This is a genomic window from Streptomyces capillispiralis (assembly GCF_007829875.1).
Classification (GTDB): Bacteria; Actinomycetota; Actinomycetes; order Streptomycetales; family Streptomycetaceae; genus Streptomyces; species Streptomyces capillispiralis.
In genome coordinates, this window is the sequence record NZ_VIWV01000001.1 from 5594748 (window position 1) to 5614058 (window position 19311).

At 69.2% G+C, this 19311-nt stretch carries 26 protein-coding genes and 1 pseudogene; 8 read left to right on the plus strand and 19 right to left on the minus strand.

Annotated features, from left to right (window positions below; genetic code table 11):
- The first annotated feature begins 47 nt into the window (after positions 1–47).
- From FHX78_RS24390 to FHX78_RS24420, 7 genes are all read left to right on the plus strand, one after another.
- Positions 48–272, plus strand: coding sequence for a hypothetical protein (locus FHX78_RS24390; protein WP_145869546.1), 225 nt, complete (start codon positions 48–50; stop codon positions 270–272).
- 203 nt (positions 273–475) lie between these two features.
- Positions 476–934, plus strand: coding sequence for a plasmid mobilization protein (locus tag FHX78_RS24395; RefSeq protein WP_229924188.1), 459 nt, complete (start codon positions 476–478; stop codon positions 932–934).
- The gene (locus FHX78_RS24400; protein ID WP_145869548.1) at positions 934–2703 is read left to right on the plus strand and encodes a relaxase/mobilization nuclease domain-containing protein; all 1770 of its coding nucleotides are present in this window, start codon (positions 934–936) and stop codon (positions 2701–2703) included. Before FHX78_RS24395 ends, FHX78_RS24400 begins: the two co-directional genes overlap by 1 nt.
- A 104-nt stretch (positions 2704–2807) precedes the next feature.
- On the plus strand, positions 2808–3212 hold the full coding sequence (locus FHX78_RS24405; RefSeq protein ID WP_145869549.1) for a hypothetical protein: 405 nt from the start codon (positions 2808–2810) through the stop codon (positions 3210–3212).
- Positions 3213–3450: 238 nt separating this feature from the next.
- Entirely contained in the window at positions 3451–5790 is a 2340-nt protein-coding gene (locus tag FHX78_RS24410; protein ID WP_167531841.1) for an argonaute/piwi family protein, read from the plus strand.
- A complete protein-coding gene (locus tag FHX78_RS24415) occupies positions 5778–7085 on the plus strand; it encodes a PD-(D/E)XK nuclease domain-containing protein (protein WP_145869550.1) in 1308 nt (435 codons plus the stop codon). The genes FHX78_RS24410 and FHX78_RS24415 overlap by 13 nt, the downstream gene beginning before the upstream one ends.
- A gap of 200 nt (positions 7086–7285) precedes the next feature.
- Entirely contained in the window at positions 7286–8530 is a 1245-nt protein-coding gene (locus FHX78_RS24420; RefSeq protein WP_145869551.1) for a DUF6236 family protein, read from the plus strand.
- 260 nt (positions 8531–8790) lie between these two features.
- Here FHX78_RS24420 and FHX78_RS24425 read toward each other — a convergent pair whose 3' ends face one another.
- The 7 genes from FHX78_RS24425 to FHX78_RS24450 all read right to left on the minus strand — a co-directional run bounded on the left by FHX78_RS24425 (position 8791) and on the right by FHX78_RS24450 (position 11335).
- Complete coding sequence (locus tag FHX78_RS24425; RefSeq protein WP_145869552.1) at positions 8791–9000, minus strand: hypothetical protein; 210 nt, start codon at positions 8998–9000, stop codon at positions 8791–8793.
- 335 nt (positions 9001–9335) lie between these two features.
- On the minus strand, positions 9336–9482 hold the full coding sequence (locus FHX78_RS36890; protein ID WP_167531842.1) for a hypothetical protein: 147 nt from the start codon (positions 9480–9482) through the stop codon (positions 9336–9338).
- Positions 9479–9640 (minus strand): hypothetical protein, encoded by a 162-nt coding sequence (locus FHX78_RS36895; protein ID WP_167531843.1) that lies wholly within the window; start codon positions 9638–9640, stop codon positions 9479–9481. Before FHX78_RS36895 ends, FHX78_RS36890 begins: the two co-directional genes overlap by 4 nt.
- A 30-nt stretch (positions 9641–9670) precedes the next feature.
- Entirely contained in the window at positions 9671–9904 is a 234-nt protein-coding gene (locus FHX78_RS24430) for a hypothetical protein (protein ID WP_145869553.1), read from the minus strand.
- A gap of 361 nt (positions 9905–10265) precedes the next feature.
- The gene (locus FHX78_RS24440) at positions 10266–10595 is read right to left on the minus strand and encodes an esterase (protein ID WP_145869554.1); all 330 of its coding nucleotides are present in this window, start codon (positions 10593–10595) and stop codon (positions 10266–10268) included.
- 91 nt (positions 10596–10686) lie between these two features.
- Positions 10687–10899 (minus strand): hypothetical protein, encoded by a 213-nt coding sequence (locus FHX78_RS24445; RefSeq protein WP_145869555.1) that lies wholly within the window; start codon positions 10897–10899, stop codon positions 10687–10689.
- A 94-nt stretch (positions 10900–10993) separates the two neighbouring features.
- Positions 10994–11335: an SPDY domain-containing protein gene (locus FHX78_RS24450; RefSeq protein ID WP_145869556.1), complete on the minus strand. Its 342-nt coding sequence runs from the start codon at positions 11333–11335 to the stop codon at positions 10994–10996.
- A gap of 102 nt (positions 11336–11437) precedes the next feature.
- On the opposite strand from FHX78_RS24450, the gene FHX78_RS24455 reads away from it, so the two are divergent.
- A complete protein-coding gene (locus FHX78_RS24455) occupies positions 11438–11821 on the plus strand; it encodes a hypothetical protein (protein ID WP_229924189.1) in 384 nt (127 codons plus the stop codon).
- Between the two features lie 4 nt (positions 11822–11825).
- Here FHX78_RS24455 and FHX78_RS24460 read toward each other — a convergent pair whose 3' ends face one another.
- The 12 genes and pseudogenes from FHX78_RS24460 to FHX78_RS24505 all read right to left on the minus strand — a co-directional run bounded on the left by FHX78_RS24460 (position 11826) and on the right by FHX78_RS24505 (position 19294).
- Positions 11826–12314 (minus strand): hypothetical protein, encoded by a 489-nt coding sequence (locus tag FHX78_RS24460; protein WP_145869557.1) that lies wholly within the window; start codon positions 12312–12314, stop codon positions 11826–11828.
- A gap of 34 nt (positions 12315–12348) precedes the next feature.
- Positions 12349–13203: an SPDY domain-containing protein gene (locus tag FHX78_RS24465; RefSeq protein WP_145869558.1), complete on the minus strand. Its 855-nt coding sequence runs from the start codon at positions 13201–13203 to the stop codon at positions 12349–12351.
- 19 nt (positions 13204–13222) lie between these two features.
- On the minus strand, positions 13223–14080 hold the full coding sequence (locus FHX78_RS24470; RefSeq protein WP_145869559.1) for a winged helix-turn-helix transcriptional regulator: 858 nt from the start codon (positions 14078–14080) through the stop codon (positions 13223–13225).
- A 49-nt stretch (positions 14081–14129) separates the two neighbouring features.
- Entirely contained in the window at positions 14130–14675 is a 546-nt protein-coding gene (locus FHX78_RS24475; RefSeq protein ID WP_145869560.1) for a hypothetical protein, read from the minus strand.
- A 22-nt stretch (positions 14676–14697) separates the two neighbouring features.
- Complete coding sequence (locus FHX78_RS36900; protein WP_167531844.1) at positions 14698–14835, minus strand: hypothetical protein; 138 nt, start codon at positions 14833–14835, stop codon at positions 14698–14700.
- Positions 14836–14846: 11 nt separating this feature from the next.
- Positions 14847–15515 carry a hypothetical protein gene (locus tag FHX78_RS24480; RefSeq protein WP_145869561.1) on the minus strand — a complete coding sequence of 223 codons (669 nt, stop codon included), beginning with the start codon at positions 15513–15515 and terminating at the stop codon, positions 14847–14849.
- Positions 15512–16000 (minus strand): hypothetical protein, encoded by a 489-nt coding sequence (locus FHX78_RS24485; RefSeq protein WP_145869562.1) that lies wholly within the window; start codon positions 15998–16000, stop codon positions 15512–15514. Before FHX78_RS24485 ends, FHX78_RS24480 begins: the two co-directional genes overlap by 4 nt.
- A complete protein-coding gene (locus FHX78_RS24490; protein WP_145869563.1) occupies positions 15997–16764 on the minus strand; it encodes a glycosyl hydrolase in 768 nt (255 codons plus the stop codon). The genes FHX78_RS24485 and FHX78_RS24490 overlap by 4 nt, the downstream gene beginning before the upstream one ends.
- A complete protein-coding gene (locus FHX78_RS24495; RefSeq protein ID WP_145869564.1) occupies positions 16761–17357 on the minus strand; it encodes a DUF4913 domain-containing protein in 597 nt (198 codons plus the stop codon). The genes FHX78_RS24490 and FHX78_RS24495 overlap by 4 nt, the downstream gene beginning before the upstream one ends.
- A 153-nt stretch (positions 17358–17510) precedes the next feature.
- Positions 17511–18455, minus strand: coding sequence for a DNA cytosine methyltransferase (locus FHX78_RS24500; RefSeq protein ID WP_229924190.1), 945 nt, complete (start codon positions 18453–18455; stop codon positions 17511–17513).
- A gap of 70 nt (positions 18456–18525) precedes the next feature.
- Positions 18526–18708 (minus strand): annotated as a pseudogene (locus FHX78_RS37595) (DNA cytosine methyltransferase); the annotation flags it as partial.
- 1 nt (position 18709) lies between these two features.
- The gene (locus tag FHX78_RS24505; RefSeq protein ID WP_145869565.1) at positions 18710–19294 is read right to left on the minus strand and encodes a hypothetical protein; all 585 of its coding nucleotides are present in this window, start codon (positions 19292–19294) and stop codon (positions 18710–18712) included.
- Positions 19295–19311: the final 17 nt, after the last annotated feature.

The following is a 19311-nucleotide window of genomic DNA, read 5'->3' on the forward strand; positions in this document are numbered from 1 at the left end:
GGACGGCCCGCCCCACGACGTCCTCCCGTGAACCGGAGAGCACCGCCATGCGCACGAAGCCCGCGACACCCGCCGAGGTGGAGACCTGGCTGACCGTCCTGCACCAGCGCGGCCACATCCACCGCGCCGAGTCCGGTCCCGACAACACCTGGACCGTGCAACGGTGCCGACACAGCCGCCCCTGGACTCTGAACCACCCGGTCCTGGCCATGGACTGGATCGAGGACATCGTCCGCGACATCCGTCAGCAGGACGCGGAGGCGGGCCGGTGACCGCCAACGACCCGGCGGCCACCACGTCCGGACCGCAGCGTGACCCCAACTCGGCTCCAGGCGGAGCAAGTTGTCGCATACGACGGTCCTACGGCCCGTCGTACGCACTTGCCCCCGCCCAGGGGAGCGGGGGAAGTCCGGCTGCTCCCCCAGCGAGGGCGCACGGGGACCGGCCGGACTCCCGGCACCAGGGGGCGCCGGTCGTGGGAGGAGAAGCAGACGACCGCGCCCCGCGCGAGCAGCAGAGCCCGAGCCAACCTGCGTTCCCCGACCGCAAGCCGCGCCGACGCACCCGCAACCCGAGCCAGCGCACCCACAAGACGACCACCCGCCTGTCCGACACCGAGAAGACCGAGATCACCGCCGCCGCAAAGCAGCGCGCCGTCACCGTCGCCCGTTTCCTCGCCTCCGCCGGCCTCGCCGTCGCCCGCGGATCGACCATCGTGCACACCAACGATCAGCTCGACGCCGCCATCGACGAGCTGGCCGCCCTGCGCACCGCCATCTCTCGTGTCGGCAACAACATCAACCAGATCGCCTTCGTCTACAACGCCGGAGGACAGCCCCTCCCCGGCGAACTCGACCGCGCCCTGATGACCGTGAACCGCGTCCTGACCCGCGTGGACAACGCGGCCGACACCCTGGTGAAGAAGCGCCTCTGATGGTCCCCAAGATCCGACGCGGCTCGCGCACCCACGGCCTGCTCGTCTACCTGTACGGCCCCGGCAAACGCGACGAGCACACAGATCCCCACCTCGTCGGCAGTTGGGACGGCTTCGCCCCCGACCCCGGCCGTGACACCAGCGCCGACCCCGACCCCAAGGTCACCCTCGCCCGGCTCGCTGCCGCCCTGGACCTGCGGGTCAAGCAGGCCGGCGACAAGGCGCCGGCCCAGCACGTCTGGCACTGCTCGGTCCGTACCGACCCCGGCGACCGGACCCTGACCGACGACGAGTGGAACACCGTCGCCCGCCGCCTGGTTCACGCCGTCAACCTCGCTCCCGAAGGCGATCCTGACGGCTGCCGCTGGGTCGCGGTGCGCCACGCTGACGACCACATCCACATCCTGGCCACCATGGTCCGAGGCGACCTGCGCCGTCCGAGGATGAACTACGACTTCAAGAAGGCCCAGGCCGAATGCCGTCGCATCGAACAGGAGATGGGCCTGCGTCGGCTCAAGCCCGGCGACGGCACCGGGGCCAAGACGCCCACCAGCGCCGAGCGCTTCAAAGCGGAGCGGGTCGGTCGACCCGAGACACCACGCGAAACGCTTCGCGAAGCCGTCCGCCAAGCCGTCGCCGGAGCTGCCAGCGAAGCCGAGTTCTTCACCCGCCTTCGTGAGGCGGGCCTGCGCGTCAAGCTCCGGCACGCCCCCTCCGGCGACGTCCTCGGCTACACGGTAGCGCTGCCCGGAGACCGTAACCGCGACCGCGAGCCGGTCTGGTTCGCGGGCTCGACCCTGGCCCCCGACCTTTCCTATCCGAAGATCCAGCGCCGCCTTGCCGACGGAACCGCCGACACGCGCCCGCTGCCGGGAGCCGACAGCGGCCGCTCGGAATGGTCGCCGCCCGCACGGGGGCGACGCACCGCCACCGGGATCGCCGAGCGCGCCGCAGTCCTCCTAGACAGCGACGACGACGAAGCCGCAGCCCAACTCGTCGGAGTCGGCGAACTCCTGGACGCGGTCGCCCAGACCTCTCCGGCCGCCACCCGCGCCGAACTCGGCGCCGCCGCTCGCTCCTTCGAACGCGCCACCCGTAGCCACGTCCGAGCCGAACGCGCCGACACTCGGGCGATCCGCTCGGCGGCCCGAGGCATCATCCAGGCCGGCGCCGCGCTCGGCCGGGGCGAGGACGGCGGCACCACCGCCATGCTGGTGTCCACCTTGGTCCTGGTCGCCTTGGCCGCTGCCCGCTGGCACTCCGCCCGCGGTCACGCCCAGCAGGCCGAAGCCTCCCGGCAGGCCGCCGAGCACCTTCGCGCCGCCTACAGCCAAGCCGCTGCCGCACCCATGCAGGCCCTGCGAGACCAGGGCCGAGCCTTGCCCGAAGCCCAGCGCCGCACCTACGAGACCACCATCCGCGCCGCCCTGCCCGAGAACCGCACCCGACCCGGCACGAGCACGGAGAACGACGCCTTGGCCGCCACCCTGGCTCAGGCCGAGCAGGCAGGCCACGACCCGAAGGCCCTCCTGCAGGAGGCCATCGCCATGCGCGAACTCGACACGGCCGACAACGTGAACGACGTCCTGGTCTGGCGACTGCGCCGCCTCGCTCAGCTCCCGGCCCACCCGGGCGAAGCCACTCGACGCCCGCAGGCCAGCACCGGCCGCGCCACGCCTCCCGCCAACCGGACCGGCGTCCGGGCCGCGCCCCCGGCCTCGCCTAGGCCCGCCGCCCCGGACCCGCGCAGCCGCCCGCCGCGCCGCTGACCAGCAGTCCGGCAGGCCGCCACCGGCCTGCCGGACTGCACGAAACACCTGGACAACAGGCTCCACCCGCTGTTACGGATGAAGAGAAGGACCTTGACCGGGAGATGACGCTCGTGCTCAGAACGACCGACAACCACGTAGAGCCGACCCCCGTCCTGCCCGCCGCCCCCGCCGGAAGTGATCCGCTGCTGCAACTCCAGTACGAAACGCAGCCGCCCAGCGGACCCGGAGCGACGCGATGCCTCAGCCACCCGCCGGAGCTGTCCCTGCGCGGCATCCCCGTGCTGTGCTCGGCCTGTCGGGCCCGGCGCGACTGGCTGCTCATCAACCATGGCCGCAATGTCTGGGTCCGCTGCCGCTGCGGCAACCAGTGGCTCGAGCCCGAGATCAGCCGCGCCGACTTCGACGCCATGATCGCCATCCCGGACGGGACGACTTACCCCAGCGTCGAACAGGGCCTGATCGCACTCGGCTTCGACGGCGCCTTCGCTGGCATCTACCTGGAGTAACGGAGCTGCGAGCGGTCAGGTTCGAAGGCACCGATTCCCCATGGCACCCGCCGCTCCTGGACGAACAAGGTGAACAGCTTCCCGTAGCGCGTGGCGGGATGTTTGTGAGCCGAGGCAAGATTGCACAGACTGCGTGGGTCAACTGACCCCGTGTGAGCTACTCGACTGCGCCACAATTGAATGAGCCGGAGCCGCAGAGGCGGCACCGTGGGCATAGTAAGAGTTCAGGGCAGGAGGCATGAGGCTCGCGATGCCATCCAATTCGCCGGCGGTGCGACGAGGCGCAGCCCCGATGCGGGATTCCGCACACGGTGGTTCGCAGATCGTCTTCAACTATCTGCCTGTTCAGTACCGACCTGGCCGTTTCAGGGCTGGCGTCGTGCCCTACGAGGCTGCTGAGCAGCTCCGCAGGCTCCGCGACGATCTCGCTGGGACCCACGTCGTGATTCGTAGCGGGGACACGATCGTCTGCGTGCCCGTTGTCCCCGACGCCCCTACTATCGGCTCCGAGCAGGAGTTCAACACCGAGGCTGACTTGGTGGTGGTCACTTCCTTGCTACAAGCGGCCCTGAGGCGGGTCCTCACCGAAGGCTGGAACTTCCGGCTGCGAAAGTTCGCTCCGCTGGTCTTCGTGTCGCGCATTCCGGGACGTGACTTGCTGGAGGCAGCTGCATCGGGCACGAACGTGGAAGGGCTGCACGTCTACCCCGAATACCGATTGGACGTACGACGTCGAGGGCCAGCGGGAACACCCGGGATCCTCGTTGGCATCAAGGCTCGCTATGAGATTGATCTGCCCGTCAGCGAGCTGTTGCGACGGGGCGTGCGGGTTGAGGGCCGGTACGTACTGGCTGTCGACCACGACGTGCCAGTGCAGCCGAATATGGACTTGAGCGCACGGCGACGACTGATCGGCATGGTCGAGGCCGTGGTGGGAGACCGGCTGCGGCTGACCGATTCATCGGGGCAGTCCGAGATCCCCGCCTCTGAGGCTTGGTTGGAGCCGAGACGAGATGTTTTCCACGACATGCTCGCCATTGCAGCGGGAAGCGGATATCGGCGGATCGAGAGCCGGCTGAACGAGGCTGCATTCAAGCTGTCCGGCGCGGAGGGGCGTTACGAGCGCACGAAGGAGATCGCGGACGGTCTGGGGCGGCATAGCCCACTGACGATCGCTGTGGACGTGCAGGCTGCCATTGGCGAGCCAGCAGGGAGCACCAGCAGGATCTCCACACGGCGACTTGATTCTCCGACTTTCGTATTCGACCTCAGTGGGGACAAGACTCACCGGTATCCGAGACAGGGCTTGGAGCGGTACGGCCCCTTCGATTCCGAAATGTTTACCCCGAAGACGCCCTCGGTAGCCGTGGTCACACCACAACAATTCAAGGGCAGTGCTGAGGAGTTCATGCATGCCTTCCTGCACGGCGTGCCTGGTAAGGAAGCATTCTCCCAAGGCTTCATCCGTAAGTATCGGTTGACCGACTGCAAGGTCACTTTCACCGTCTTCGACGGCGGCGCTCAAGACGCCGTTGCCTACCGGCAGGCTTGCTTGACTGCCCTTGAGGCAATCAAGCCCGACCTGGCGATCGTGCTTGTCAGTCAGGAACAAGAGCACCTGTACGGCGATGCCAGCCCATACATGGTCAGCAAGTCGACGTTCATGAGCCAGGGCGTGCCGGTCCAGGAGGTCCAGGTCGAGACCATCCGGGACGCTGAACGAGCCTCCACACTCAGCACCATCGCCTTGGCCTGCTACGCGAAACTAGGTGGCACGCCGTTCGTGATCGGGGCCTCGCATCGAGCCATGGCCCACGAACTCGTGATAGGCATCGGCCGATCCGATGTTCAGACGAGTCGGCTAGGCGGTTCGCAGAGGTTCGTTGGTATTACTACCGTCTTCAGCTCCGACGGCAACTACATGCTGTCCAACGCCTCGAAGCAGGCGCCCTATGAGCAATACCCGCAGGAGCTGCTGCGGACGCTGCGGACGTGTATCCAGGACGTTATGGCGCGCCACGCTTGGCAGCCAGACGACACCATTCGGCTGATCTTCCACGTGTTCAAGCCGCTCAAGGACAGGGAGACGAGGGCGGTCAAGGAGCTGGTAGAAGAGCTGACCAAGGACTACGCAGGTGTCGACTTCGCTTTCCTGCACGTCGGCAACGACCACGACTGGATGATGTTCGACCTCCGTAGCGCTGGCACCAGACGTCGGGGCCAGGTGACTGGCCGTGCCGTACCTGCCCGCGGCCACGCCGTCCAGGTCAGCCGAAGCGAAATGCTGATCTCGGTCACTGAGCCCGCCGACATGAAACTGCCGCTGCAAGGTGCGCCGCGCCCGCTGAAGATTAAGCTGCATAAAGAATCGACGTTCACTGACCTGGACTATTTGGCTGGGCAGGTCTTCCGGTTCACCGCACTTTCGTGGCGCCGCTTCTACCCTGCAAGCCAGCCCGTAACCATCTTGTACTCCGAGTTGATCGCCGGGCTGCTCGGCCAACTAAGAGACGTCACTAACTGGAACCCAGACATGATCTCTGCAATGCCGTTGCGCTGGAGCCGGTGGTTTCTGTGAACGGCCCGGCGGAAGAGGACGGGGCACTCACTATTCAGATCGGGACGCAACTGTCGGCCCTCGAACGGCGCGTCACCGAAGCCAACACGCCCGGAAATCTGGACGGTTTGCTGGCTTACCACGTCCTGAATGGCGCAATCCCGGGGTTTGCCTGGAACGTCGACCCGGCGGCTGGGTCTTGGATGCAGGAGAACGAGGAACGCCTTGACCCTCCTGCGCTCGCCGTCCTCGGATACGGAATCACACACTTCCCTGCATTGGCGAACCCGGCAGTGGTTCGCAGGCTGCGCGAGGGTTTGCACCGACTCAGACAGCGCAATCCCTTCCCAGGGGATCGGCTCTCCTTCCTGTATGAACCTCGCCTCCTCCTCGGAATCTGCCTAGCAGTGATGACCGCGAGGGACGACGTGCCGGAGTTTGAAAGCTGGCTCCAAGACGCCCTCACGAGCCCCCAGTACCAGCCCGCCGACCGCTTCCAAGGGCTGATCCAGCAGCACGCCCTCGCGCTATTGGCCGACCGGCCCGCCCGAATCACCGATGTCGCCACCATGAATGAGCCCGTCGAGTTGGCCACGGCACGATGGATGATCGCCACCAGCACGGGCACCCTCATCGACCCCGATACAGATGCCAGAGTGCTTCAACAGCGGATCATATGGGCGTTGCTTCACTCTGACACTGAAAGACTGGCAGTTCCCCGTGCCGCTCTTCTCTACCGGGCCGTGAGCGACGTCTTGTACTCCAGCATCGACCAGCTGATTCTCAGCCGCTCACACCTCAGCCGCGTGCTGCGCCGATTCGAGGCCGCCATGCTCCGTTGGCGGTGGGATAGAGACGAACTCCGTCACCCCATCCGGTGGGAAATCTCCTCCGAGCGTGAAGTACAGGACATCCTATGGATCATCCTGCGCTCAGTGTTCGACGACGTCAAAGACGAAGAGACCCTGCCCAAGGTGGGCCACAGCAGCTACCGCGCGGACTTCGGCCTCCCGCAGCTGGGCATCTTGATCGAAGCGAAGTACGCGTACAAGGGCGCCGACTTCAAAGAAATTGAACGACAGGTCATGGTCGATGCGGTCGGATACCTCAACAAAACCGACCTGTATAAGGAGATCGTGGTCTTCATCTACGATCATTCAAGTTCAGTGGAGCGCCACGATCTCACTCGACAAGCCTTGATGGGCGTGTCCGGAATCACCGACGTGGTCATCGTGTCGCGGCCCGGCATGCTGCCAGCCGAGATTCCGCGCTCGGCCAGAACATCTCGGAAGCGGGCGTCCGCCAGCCCGTCATAGGCAGGTCTACGCTGTTGTGTCACGGAGGCGGCCCCACCTTTCCCTGGGCGAGACACGAAACCCTGGGGCTCGGACCGCAACTGGCGTCCGCTGTGGCGTCCCTCGGTGACGACAGACCAGCGGCGAACACTTGTTGCGTAGCATGCTGTCGGCCCCCGGACGCACCTGGCGAGGCCGACGGACGCGGTGAAAGGGCAGCAGTGCAGCGGATCGGCCTCTACTACCCGTACGTGCACTTCCGCAAGGAGCAGTGGATCAAGGCCGCCGCTCTCTACTGGCCGGGCCTGGCCCGAGTCGTCCCACGCGGATTTCCTGTCAGCGACCCGGACCTGGTCAAGGCCCTGCGCGACGGGCTGGACAACTTCCTCACCGACGTGGACCCCAGGGAAGCGGCAGCCACTGTCGCCCCCGCCTTCCTGAAGGCCGTCGAGGACCACGGCACCGAACTGAGGCAGCGCTTTCTGGCCACTGCCGACACCCGGCCCTTCCATACGCAACAGGGGAACCAGCCCGAGCCCTTGATGATGGGACAGCGCATCATCAACGCCGAGCCGACCTCGCCTGACGACCTGCGAACGCTTCCGCGCGACGAGCGCCCCCTCGCCGGCCTCTACCCGCACGAGGTAGACCCAGGGCTTGCCGACGCCCTACGCGGTGCCGGTCTCGCCGTGCCGGCCGTGCGGTCGCGCATCGCCAGATCCGCGGACGTGACGTGGCTGGCCATGGACCCGGTCCTGGCCTGGATCTACAAGTGTGTGCTCACCGAGGAGCTGGCCCGCCGTACGCGGTACGCGCCGATCACCGACCAGGTCGCGGCCCACAGCGCCACGGACGGCTGGGACAGCGACCGGATCGCTGCCGCCATGTTGGGCGAGCGGCCCCGACCGGCAAGCTCCGACGAGACAACACGACTCGGGCTGATGGCCGTGCAGTGCGTCCTCCCGGACGGCCTGCGCTCGGTGCCGGTGGCGAAGATCATCCAACTGCGGAACGACTACCGGGCAGAATTCAGTGCCTTCACCCAAGCAGTCGACAAGGCTGCGGCAGACCTGCGAGAGCAGGTGGGCGGCATCGAAGACCGCGCAGCCTTCGAACTCCACCTTCGGATGACATTCGACGAGAGCATCGCCCAGCCACTTGAGGACCTGCGCAAGGCCATGAGCGGCCTCAACCTCAAAACCTTCTACAGCGCGCTGAACTACAAATTCGAAGTGCCCGCCCTCGCCGCGGCGGCGAGCGGCTGGGCAGGCAACGTGCCGATCGCCGGAGGAAGTCTCGCGATCGCCGCCGCGACCCTGCGCCAGGCCACGGCGGAGGCACGCGACGCTCAGCTCGCTGGTTCTCCGGTCAGCTACCTGCTCAGGGTGGAACGGAACCTGAAGCCGACCACGCTGGTGCGGCGAGTCGCGCGAGCGCTTGGCCGAGCTGCGGGCTCCGGAATCTAGCTCGCACTTCGCGGGTCACTCTTTTGCACAGTTTCCGAGCTTGATCACGGTCCTCAGGTGATCGTGCTTCGGCAGGTTCTGCAACTCGGAGCGCTGCGCTGATCGGTGGCTGACCCGTTGTGATCAGTTGATCTTCGCATGGGTGACCTGCGGAGAACGGGCTAGCGCCGGGCTGGGCACCGGCGCCCGCTCGACCTTCCAACGGCATCGAGCACCGGGGCACCTGTCCACCAGTGGCACTACCCGCAGTAAGCCCTCACTCAGCAGTCGTAGCTCTTGAGCGTCTTCGAGGCACCGGTGGCCGACTTCAGGTAGTCGTTCTCCGACTTCAGGCTCTCGTTCTCCGCCGTCGACTCCGCCAACTGCACGACCAGTCCGGCAGCCATGGACTGGAGCCCCTTGTACTTCCAGGCGAGGACCCCGAGGGCGGTGGCGGTGGCGGCCAGAACGCCGGCGCCGACCGTAACCACGACCCCGGCTTTGCCGACCTTACCTCCGGCCGGCCCAGCATCCTCCTTGCCGATGCAGACGTGGCCCGTCTGCTGCGAGTGCTGTTGAGCCTCACTGAGATGGTCGCTCTGAAACGAGCACGATCCGCATTGGTAATGGGTCATCAGTCGTTCCTCCCCCCCCCAGGGAGATGAGCTTGCCACAGGTCACGTGCCTCCGGCGCTCACTTGGTCATCCTCGTACGCCCACCGACGCTGAGGGAACGACGCGCACGTACACGGGCGTGCGCGCCCGCGGGTTATGGGCTATGCCGTCAACGCTCCCAGGAGGGCCATGGTCGCCACGGGTAGCTCGTTCAGGTCTCTGGCCAGCGGGGATGCGTCGGTTCCAGGCCGAGGAGGTCGAGGAGATGGAGCTGGACGCCGCCGCTGATGACGATGATGGGCGGGTCGGTGGCGCCGACGACGCGCAACCGCAGGCCGGAGAGATGGTTGGGGATCATCCGGCCGGGGGGCCGGACCTGCTGGTTTCCGGGAAGAGCCCGGGTATCTTCTGGCCGCTCCCGAGGGCCCGGCGGACCTGGCGCTCGATCAGGCAGAACACGAACAGGGCCAGGCAGATCACCGTCACCAGTGCGGGGACCCTCTTGTTGTCCTGCACGGAGACCGGAGTGAACGGATCTAGCCGCGCTCATCCGCGGTTGCCGTGCTTGGGCAGCTCGCCCCGGAAGTCGCAGCCGGGGCACTCGTCCTCGCCTTGGACATGGCCTTCGTACCAGCCGTGGACGGCTGCGTGGAGGATCGCCTCCTCCACCGAGGCTTCGCCGCTGCGGACCGACGCGATGGCGTTGCCGACAATCAGCCGGAGCACGGCGCTGTCGGGCGAGGGGAACGGCGGGGACCGCATCGGCGAGTCGGTCGTCATGGCCGCAGCCTATGGGTGGGACCGACTGCCGGTCAGCCGGATGCGGTGCCGTCGGGTCGGGCGGTGCGTGCAGGTCGCTGCGGAACCCTCAGCCGACCGGCTGCCAGCCCTGCAAGGTGGCGGGCCTCCAGCGCGGCCGGTCCGGCATCCTGGTGTCGTCGGGCTCCGGCAGAGTGCCCCGGCTCTTGCGGCTGCGGGCGGCCCGGACGCTGATGCCCAGGTGGGCGGACCTCCGGATACCCCCGGAGCTGCTGGTCGTCGGCCATCGTGTCCTCCTCGTTCGTCGGTGATGAGTGTGGGCGTGCGTACGGCAAGGCCGCCCCTGCCGGTTCGGCGAGGGGCGGCCTTCTGCGGTTGGCGGTCAGACTTCGGCGAGACGGTTGGAGAGGTCCAAGGCGACGGTGGCGACCGCGAGGGCGGCGCACAGGCCGGTCACCTCGTGGATGGTGGGGCGGACCAGGCGCGGCCAGTCGTCGGGGGCGGCGGGCCAGGAGGCGAGGAGGGCCTCGGTGGTGGCCAGGCCGAGGTGGGCGGTGACGTCCCAGCCCGCGCGGGAGGCGGGCTCCCAGTGCAGGCGGAGACGGCCGAGCGGGAGTTCAGGGGTGCCCGCCGGGAGCCAGGAGACGTCGAGCGGTCCCTCCGGGAGGGCGGAGACGCGCTGGACCAGTGCGCCGCGCACTCCCGGCGGCATGGGCCGCACGGCGAGGGTGCGCAGCGGGTAGGCGGTGGAAGGGTGGGGTCGCGGTGAGATCGGGGCCTCCTGGACAGGTCCGTACGGCGGGTCAGGCCCAGGCGAGGGCGTTGCGGACCGATGCCGGGAGGTAGCCCTCTTGGCCGTCCTCGGCGATGAACGCCATGCCGTCGCCCACCACGACGTCGGTGCCGAGGTAGTGGGCAAAGGGCCAGTCGGGGTTGACGGCCAGGCGGATCGGCAGGTCGGGGTCGAGGTTCTGAAGTTGGCAGAGCAGGTGGCCGACGGTCAGGTGCTGGGGCAACGGGGAGCCTCCGGGATCGAGGGTGAAGCGGTGGTGATGGAGCGTCAGGGGTGTCGAGGCAGAGTTGGTCGCGCAAGACCGGCTGCTGGGTGGTTCAGCGGCTTGCGATGAGCGCGGCGAGGAGACCGGCCACGGCCTCGGAGGGGGTGCCGGGGCCGAACTCCTGGATCCAAGGGGCGGCGTCGGAGGGGCGGACCCGGACCTGCCAGACGATGCCGCGCTTCCAGGCGGCGGTGTCCTCGGGGAGCCAGCCGACGTAGACGCGGCCGTCCGGGCTGGTGCAGTGCACGTTGGCCTCCGGGGTGTCGACGATCGCCCAGCCGAGCCCGCCGAGCAGTTCGAGTACCGGGCTCGCGCAGTGGTCGCTGGAGAGCCAGGCACGTTCCTCCACGGCGGGGCGGACGACGGTTGGCAGGAGGGTGATCGAGGCGTTCACGAGTGGGCGTCCCTTCGTTGACCTGCGGGTTTTCCCGACGTCCGTACGTTGACATGCGGTGTGCCGAAGTACGTAGTCGTTTCCGGGAAGGTGAGGTCTGCCGTGGGCGAACTGGCCGGCGAGGTGGGAGGAGGCCAGCGGGCTGGGGAATGGATCGACGCGACCGGTTGTCGTAACCCGGTTGCGGCGCAGGGCCGTACAGAGCAGAAGGGACAGGCCGTGGCGGAGTCGAGCAGACACTGGGACGGTGCCGGGCTGGAGCGCAAGATCCGTGGCGCCGGGCGGCCGTGGACGGTGGGCGACATAGCGATGGTGACCGACGGGCAGTGGGCCGTGGGCATCCAGGCCCGGAGGCAGCGTGGCGGGGAAGCCGTGGTGGAGCGTCGGATCGCGGACGGGCAGCGCGTCGAGCTGACGTTGGTGGAGCTGGCCCGCGCGATGGACTCCCGGTTCGGTGCGGCCCATCGCGACGAAGGCTCCCGCTGACCGGTTACCGTCCGGGCCCGGTCGTGGCCACCGTGGGGCGGACAGCGGCCGACGGGGCGGGCTGGTCCGGTGGTTGGCCCAGGGCACGCGGCGCGTGCGCGGAGCGGGCGACAGCGGCCTGGGCCAGGCTGAGCGACGGTGCCCGGTCCGCGGTCACGGCGGCTTCGCGGGCCTCGATCACGTGGCTGATCGCCTGCAGGGCTATGCGGCTCTCGGCCTGCGCGACACGTAGGTCCACCGCCGAGCTGGTGATCCGCTCCAGGTCGTAGAAGGCCGGCACATGACCGGGCCTGGTGAGGGCATGCAGACGGTCCTGGTGGACGGCGACCGCGTTGTTCGAGACGACGAGGCTCGAACGGATATGCATCGCCGAGCGTAGGAGCGGATCCTCGACGGGGCGGCGCACCGCGAGGGTTTCCAGTGCGTCGATGGGGCGGCCCCAGGCTTTCTCGATCATCGCGTCGGCCTGGTCGAGGGCAGTGGCGTCGGACAAGGGTGGCTCCGGAGGGTGAGAAAGGGAACGGTGGTCAGCGGCTCTGCCCCGGGCGTGGGACCTGCGGAGCCGACGGCGGGCGCGGTGCCGGGATGAACGGCCGCGCGCCGGCAGGCGAGGGGGCCACGGTGGAGCGGGCGTTGGCAGCGTGGACGCGGCGCACGTCCAGTGGCGTCGGTACCGGGGGCCTCACCGGGGTCGCGGTGGCCTGCGGGGGAAGGCGGCGTAGGTCGTCGCCGTAACGGATGACCGGTGCCGGATCAGTGAGGGCGGTGTTCATCGCGGCGACCAGGCCCTCTGGGGTGAAGGACGAGGCGGTGGCGTACCACTGGTTGCTGGGCGGTCCGGCCAGCATGAGCCAGCGCTCTTGATGGCCTGTCATCTCGGCGGCGTGGTTGAGGCGGTTGCGGCGTAGGTGGACCTTGGCCAAGCCGTCCGGGGATTCGAAGGAGATGTCGGTCGCGCCGTAGCGGTGGCTCCAGCCTGCTGCCGCAAGAGGTGTGCCGACGTCCAAGGCCGCCAGCTCACTGTTGCCGTAGTAGAGGTAGGCGTCGGGGCCCTCAACGTAGGCGGCGGCGAGCGCGGTGGTGAAGTCCTGGACGATCTCGGTGGGGGTGCTGTCCTGGAAGGTGACGAGCCAGCGGGGCATCGCGAAAGGATCGGAGTACGCCGTGATCTTCCACAGCGCGTCGTCGCCTTCGGGCAGGTAGCCCAGGCGGACCGTCTGGTCGGGTGCGTTGATGTACGCGTTACCCATCTCGTCGTGATTCAGTTTCCAGCCCGCGTCGAGGAGGGGCTGGAGGGCGGGATCGCCGGTGAAGGTCGATCCCGCCAGGTATCGCGGGGTGACGTGGTACTCGCGCCACTGCTCGTTCGGGTCGTACGGCACGGCTCCTCCAAGGGCGTGGTCAGCGGCGGCGGGAGGAGCCAGGAGCGGGCACGCCGGCGGTGGCCGAGGCAACGGGCGGAGTCACTCCGGCCGGTTGTGGCTGCGGGGCGTGGCTGAACAGGGAGTTCGGCGCGGCGGTGCTGCGACGCAGGGCGGCTGCGGTCCGGATGCCGTCCGACCTCGGCGGGATGCCCGTGTGGGTGCGCGTTGCCGCCGCGACCCGGACAGGGGCGGGAAGCGGTGCGGCGACGGGGTTGCTCCAGTGCTCGACGGCTGCGTAGACCGGGCCCAGCGCCCGTCCGGCGGCAGTCAGAACGTACGGATCGCCGTGGCGCGGTCCGGTGCGGGTGACCAGGCCGTCGAGCTGAAGCCGGATCAGGCGCTGTCGGGTGAAGCTGTTGTCCAGTCCTGTCTGTTCGGCGATGTGGACGAACCGCATGGGCCCGCCCGTGTCGAGGGCCTGGATCACGGCGGTCGAGTGGCGAAGGTGCAGCCGGCGCACGGCGTCCTCGACGCGCTCGGCACCGGCCACCTTGCCGAGCGGCAGGTGCGCGTGGGACCAGTCGGACAGCGCCCGGTGTACCGGGGAGAGTGCGTTGCCGAACCCACTGAGCTGGTACGGGGCACCGTGGCGATGACTGGCTCGGGTTACCAGCCCGTCATCGTGCATCTGGGCCAGCCGCTTGCCGACGAACTGTTCGCTGACGAAGGGGAGGTGAGCGGCGACGTCACGCACACGCATGGGGCCGCCCTGCTGGGCCAGGGTCTGTGCCGACCAGGTGGTCCACTTCGGCGCTATCAGGGACAGTGCCTCCTCGACGCGCCGGGCGTCGACGAAGCCGATCTGGGAGGTTGCGGGTTGTGCGGGGGCGGACATGGCGGTAACTCCGTTATGACGATGGGTGAATCGAACGGCGGGGTGCGGATCAGTGGAGGTCGCGCTCGGCACGGAGACGCTGGAGCACCGTGCCGAGGCGGCGGTTGCTGACGTGGATGCCGCGAGCGCGCAGGCCCTGGCGCAGAGCTTCGCGGTTGAGCCGGGGCAGACGGGCGGCGACCTGGCGGGCTACGGCTATGAGGTCCTCATCGCCCGGCGCGGGGCTGGATCGCCGGGCGGCCGAAGGCCGGCGGGCGGCAGGCTGGTCCAGGAGGAGGCGGACGTCCAGCAAGTCCCAGACTGCCTCGGCTTCCGACTGCTCCCGGCGTTCGAGGTCCACGACTTCGGCCGCGTACCGCAGCACGATGTCGTCGAGAGCGTGTTCGCCGGAGCGGCAGCGCTGCCAGGCAGCGTCGAGATTGCGGCGGGCAGCACGGGCATGGGCGTTCGTCGAGGCCAGGCCGTCGAGCCGCCGTAGCACGATCGGCAGAACAGGATCTCCCGAACCGCCATGCGCGCTGTGGCGCTGGAGGTCCTCCAACGGGCGGCCGTACCGGTGCTCGACCAGGTGGCGGGTGTAGATCACGGTGGACATGGACGTCTTCCTTCTGGGGATTTCAGCGGGAGCGAGAGGGCTTGGCAGTCGTGCCGGCGGGGGAACGCGGGTCGCGGGGTGGATGGTCGTGGCTCAGCGCCAAGGGGTCCTCGACGCAGAACTCCTCGGCGACCAGGTGCGCGCCGGGCCGCTTTGCCATGTCGTGGGGGTTCATTCGGCAGCGTCCATCCGGGCGAGCAGGGAGCGCACCAGAGTGGGCAGGCTGTCGGGGCCCTCGCCGGTTCGGACATGATCGGTTGCCTCGCCGAGGACGTACGCGGCGTTTTCGAGCAGGCCGCTGGAGATCTCCATGCAGGCGTCGGTGATCCGGGAGGCGGCGAGCAGGGACCGCGAGAGCACCTCGACGTAGTCCCCGGGGCTGAGGTCGGCAGCCTTGGCGGCTGTGCGAATGGCGGCCAACTCCAGCGCGCTGAACGCGAAGTCGAACTCGTCGTCCTGGTCCGTTGGCGAGGGCGCGACGAAGGCCGGGTCCGGCGGCTCGGCCGGGATGCCGACGCGCGTGCAGATCTGGTCCACGGCGGCGGTCAGCTCGGCGAGGGACTCGGTGAGCCAGCCGAGCGCGGAAGCGTAGGACGCCAGGGTGAACAGACCGGCGGGGGTGGAAGGCAGCGGCTCCTCGATGACGAACTCTTCGAGCCGGTCGTTCAGTTCGCGGACCACCCGGGGACCGGCGGACAGCGCGCCGAGGACGGGATGCAGGTAGGAGCGGCCGACGGAGGTGGGGTACTCGGTCGTGAGGACCTCCGAGACGCTCCGCGCGGCGTCGGTGAGCAGCCCGGCCAGTTCGGTGCGGTCGAGGGACGCACGGTCGGCGGTCATCGCATGGAGGCCTTTCGGGAGGCGGCCGGGGCGGCGGGGCTGGCTGCCGCCGGTGCGGTGGCCGGGAGGGACGCGGTCGGGTCGATCGCGTGGGGGGACCGGGACCGGGCCGCCTGGACCCGGGCCTCGGCCGCCGCGTCGGTGTCCTCGTGCCGGTTGAGGCCGGTGCGGTTGGTGCGGAGCTGGGCCGTGCGGTAGACCGCGTAGTCCTCCCGGGCACCGGCCGCGACGAGGTAGATCTCGCGCTTGTGGGTCGAGGTGGGCGGGGCCGGGCGGAACTGGATGACCATCCGGTAGGAGACGGCCGGGTCGACGTACACCTTGTGGAAGCCGGCGAGGCGGCCGGTCAGCGGCAGGCAGTCGTCGCTGCCGTGGACCAGGTTCTGCAGTTCCAGCAGTGCCAGGTCGCGGATCTCGTCGGGGAGTTGGCGCAGGTCCGCGATGGCGTCCGGGTGGGCGGCGAAGGCGAAGCGGGCGCGGCTCACATCGGCCTCCGGGGGGTCGGGCGCTGGGCCGTTCCTGCCGACGGCGCGTTGCCCGTGTCGAGGCCGGCTTTCGGGATCGCGGAGGCACCCGACGACCGGGTGAGGGCGGCGCGGGTCAGCCGGGCGGCGGCCTCACCGCGGTAGTCCGGAGGTTGCGGCAGCGGACTGCCGCGGTGCTCCAGCCAGTGGCGGGCGGCGGCCTCGTCGGTGAAGGCGCCCTCGCGCATCGTGTACGTGTGGGCGTCGGGGTTTCCCTCTTCGAGGAAGACGCGAATCGGTGCCTGAGCGGCGCTGGAGTCACGGGTCAACGTCCAGGTCTCGGACGGGGCGTAGTCCGAGGTCCAGCTGTCGAGGACCTTGTAACGAGAGCCTGACTCCCGGATCTGCCGCTCGACCCAGAGGGTGAGATCGTCGGCGGGCTTCAGGGAGTCCCCCTTGGCCTGGGCGATCCGCTCGGGCGGGCAGCCATGCTCGATCAGCCAGTTCTGGGCGAACGGCAGGCTGGCGTGGTTCGCGGTCTCGAAGGTGAACGTGCGCTCGCGCAGGTCCCGCGTGATCTTGATGGCAACGAGCGCCGGATCACCGGGGACGCCCCAGGTCATCGACCTGTCGTGGGCGACGATGTAGCTGTGCGTCCCCTCCGGGGTGGTGTGGTGCTCGGTCAGCACGGTCAGGTCTCCGGCCCAGATGCTGCTCTCGGCGAGTTCGGAGGCGGCGTCGGCAGGCTCGAAGCCGGCGAGGCGGAAGTCGGGTTCGGCGATCACCGGGTGGCTCCCGTCAGCTCGGGCGCCGGGGTGGCCAGCACGCGGTGGTTGGGCCGGGTCGGGCTCGTCGTGCATGCGGCGAAGGGGCCGTCGGGGGCACGGAGATGAACCAGGGCCTGGTCGAGGTGGTCGCGGTGCCACGTCGAGGGACCGGTGAGGCCGGCCTCGGCGTCGGTGAGCTGCTGCCACGCGAGCCAGAGCGCGTGCAGCCGGGCAACGGCCTCGGGGTGCTCGTGCCACTGGTCGCACCACGGTCGGGTAGTGCTGATCTCCCGTCCGTAGACGGGCAGGAACAGGTGGTTCACCCAGTCGCTGAGAGCGGCCAGCTCGACGGCGTACGCCTCGCCGCCCAAGGCGAGGATGAACACCGAGGCCGGGGCGGCGGCCTTGTCCGCGCCGGCGGCGCCTGTGGTGGAGGTGTCTGCGGTGGGCTGAGGGGTGGAGACGGGCTCGGAGCCGAGGCGGTCCAGGATGACGCCGTGCTGGCGTACCTCCGCCATGGTCTTGGCGAGGGTGCTGGCGAGATCGTCGAGGTCGCCGTCGGGAACGCGGAACGGCTCGGGCGCGGGGGTGGCCTTGCTGGGGTCGGACATGGCGGATCCAAGGGAGTGAGCGAGCAGGGCGGGGGCGAAGTGCGGCGCGCTCTTCTGGAGGTCACGGCGGTGCTCCCTTCGCAGGTCGGCATGGGCAGGAGGATGCGGAGATTCCGCGATTTGGCGCGGCCGGGGAAACCGGGTAATGGGGCGCTACGGCGCGGTGCAGCGGGGGCAGCCTGGGAAGGGCGGTGCCAGCAACTGCACGGCTCGGGCGGCCTGTTGGGGGACCACACCGTTGCCGAGTGCGGTGAGCTGAGCCGGTCGGCCGAGTCCCGGAGTGGCGGTCACCCAGCCGGGGGCCAGGCCCTGCATCCACTCCACGAAGTCGGCGCGCAGGCGTCCTGCGACGTCGGTGGGTGGCGGCGCGGGGCGGGTGAGGTTCTCCCATCGGGCGATGGCGGAGGCGTACGCTCCCCATCGCCCGTCGATCCCTCCGCTTCCGGGGCCGCCTCCGCCCACAGCGGCAGGACCACCGCCGACAGGGGCGGACGCCAGCCCTTGCCCGGACGGCGGCCCGGGGTGCCGGTGTCGCTCGCCCTCGGGGTGGGCAGCAGCGACGCTGCCGCGCTCGGTAGCGTCATGTCCCCGTTGCCGTGCCGCTGGTTCGGCGAGCCCTTGATCCCGTCCGACGCCTTCGGCGTGGGCAGCAGCCACTCCACCTCGTCGGCCAGGTTCGGGCCGTGGCCGCCGCTCTTCCTCTTCGACGGATGCTGGGAGCCGCCGTTCTTGCCGATGTTGCTCGTCGGGGTCTTGAGCAGCGTGCTCGGCGGGCCAGGCGGTGAGGAAGGTCCGCTCGCGACGATGGGGGGCTCCGACGTCGGAGGCACGAAGCACGAGCCACCGCGCGTCGTACCGGAGATCGGCCAGGGATCCGAGAACGGCACCAAGTGCCCGCACAGGAGGCTGGGTTGGGTCGTCTCCCAGACACCACGGGCAGAATTCCACGTCGCCAGGGGAACCGGCGGGCGAGGTGAGGAGACCTCGGACATTCTCGATCACCACCAAGCAGGGGCGGAGGGCTTCGACCGCACGGGCGACGTGCAGCCACAGCCCCGAGCGGGTGTGGGGGTTGAGTCCGGCCCGGCGGCCGGCCACGGAGACGTCTTTGACAGGGGAAGCCGGCCGTCAGGACGCACACCCGAGGAACATCGGCCCAGTTGACGGCGGCGATGTCCTGCAGATTGGGCACGCCGGGCCAGTGCCGGGCCAGGATGCGTGCGGCGTCGGGGTTGATCTCGGCGTGCCAGGCCAGGGTGCCGCCGAGGGCAGTCTGGACTCCGAGGTCGAGACCGCCGTAACCCGAGCAGAGCGAGCCGATCAACGGCGGTCGCGCGGTGGTGGTCTCCATGTCACCGGCCACGTGCGATTCGGTCCGAGGGGGCCGCCACCGCCGTGGTGACGTCGGGAGGTGGCGACCCCGGAGCGGGCGCGGTGGTCACGGACCGGCTGCGGGCAGCATGGAGCCGCGCGGACGGGGGAGAGACCGTTGCCGATGCGGCGTGCAGGGAGTTGGCCCCGTCGTGCAGGGCCGCGTCAGCGGTGCCGAGTGCTTCCTCCATCACCCGTACTGCTGCCTCCCGGGCATCCCTGGCGTCGGGCTGGTCGCGCAGACTTTCGGTCTGGTTCAGGAAGGCGAGCTGGTGGGCCACCGCTCCCAGGGCGGAAGCCGCTTCGCTCGCGGGCTCGACGGCGGCGGCGAAGTTGGTGATCACGCGAGCGGTGTGGGGCGCCTGGTCCTGGTCGGCGGCACGGAAGAGGACCTCGTCGCCCAGATCGGTGACCAGCTTTCCTAGTTCGGAGATCTGGCGTGCGACGGCGACGACATCGGGTGAGCGGTGGGTGTCTCCCGGCACCGGCAGCTTGCCGCGCTGGGCGTCGAAGGCGGAGGCCGTGGCGCGCAGGGCCAGGGCGTCGGAGAGTGGGGTGTTGTCCACGGGGCGTTCCAAGGTGG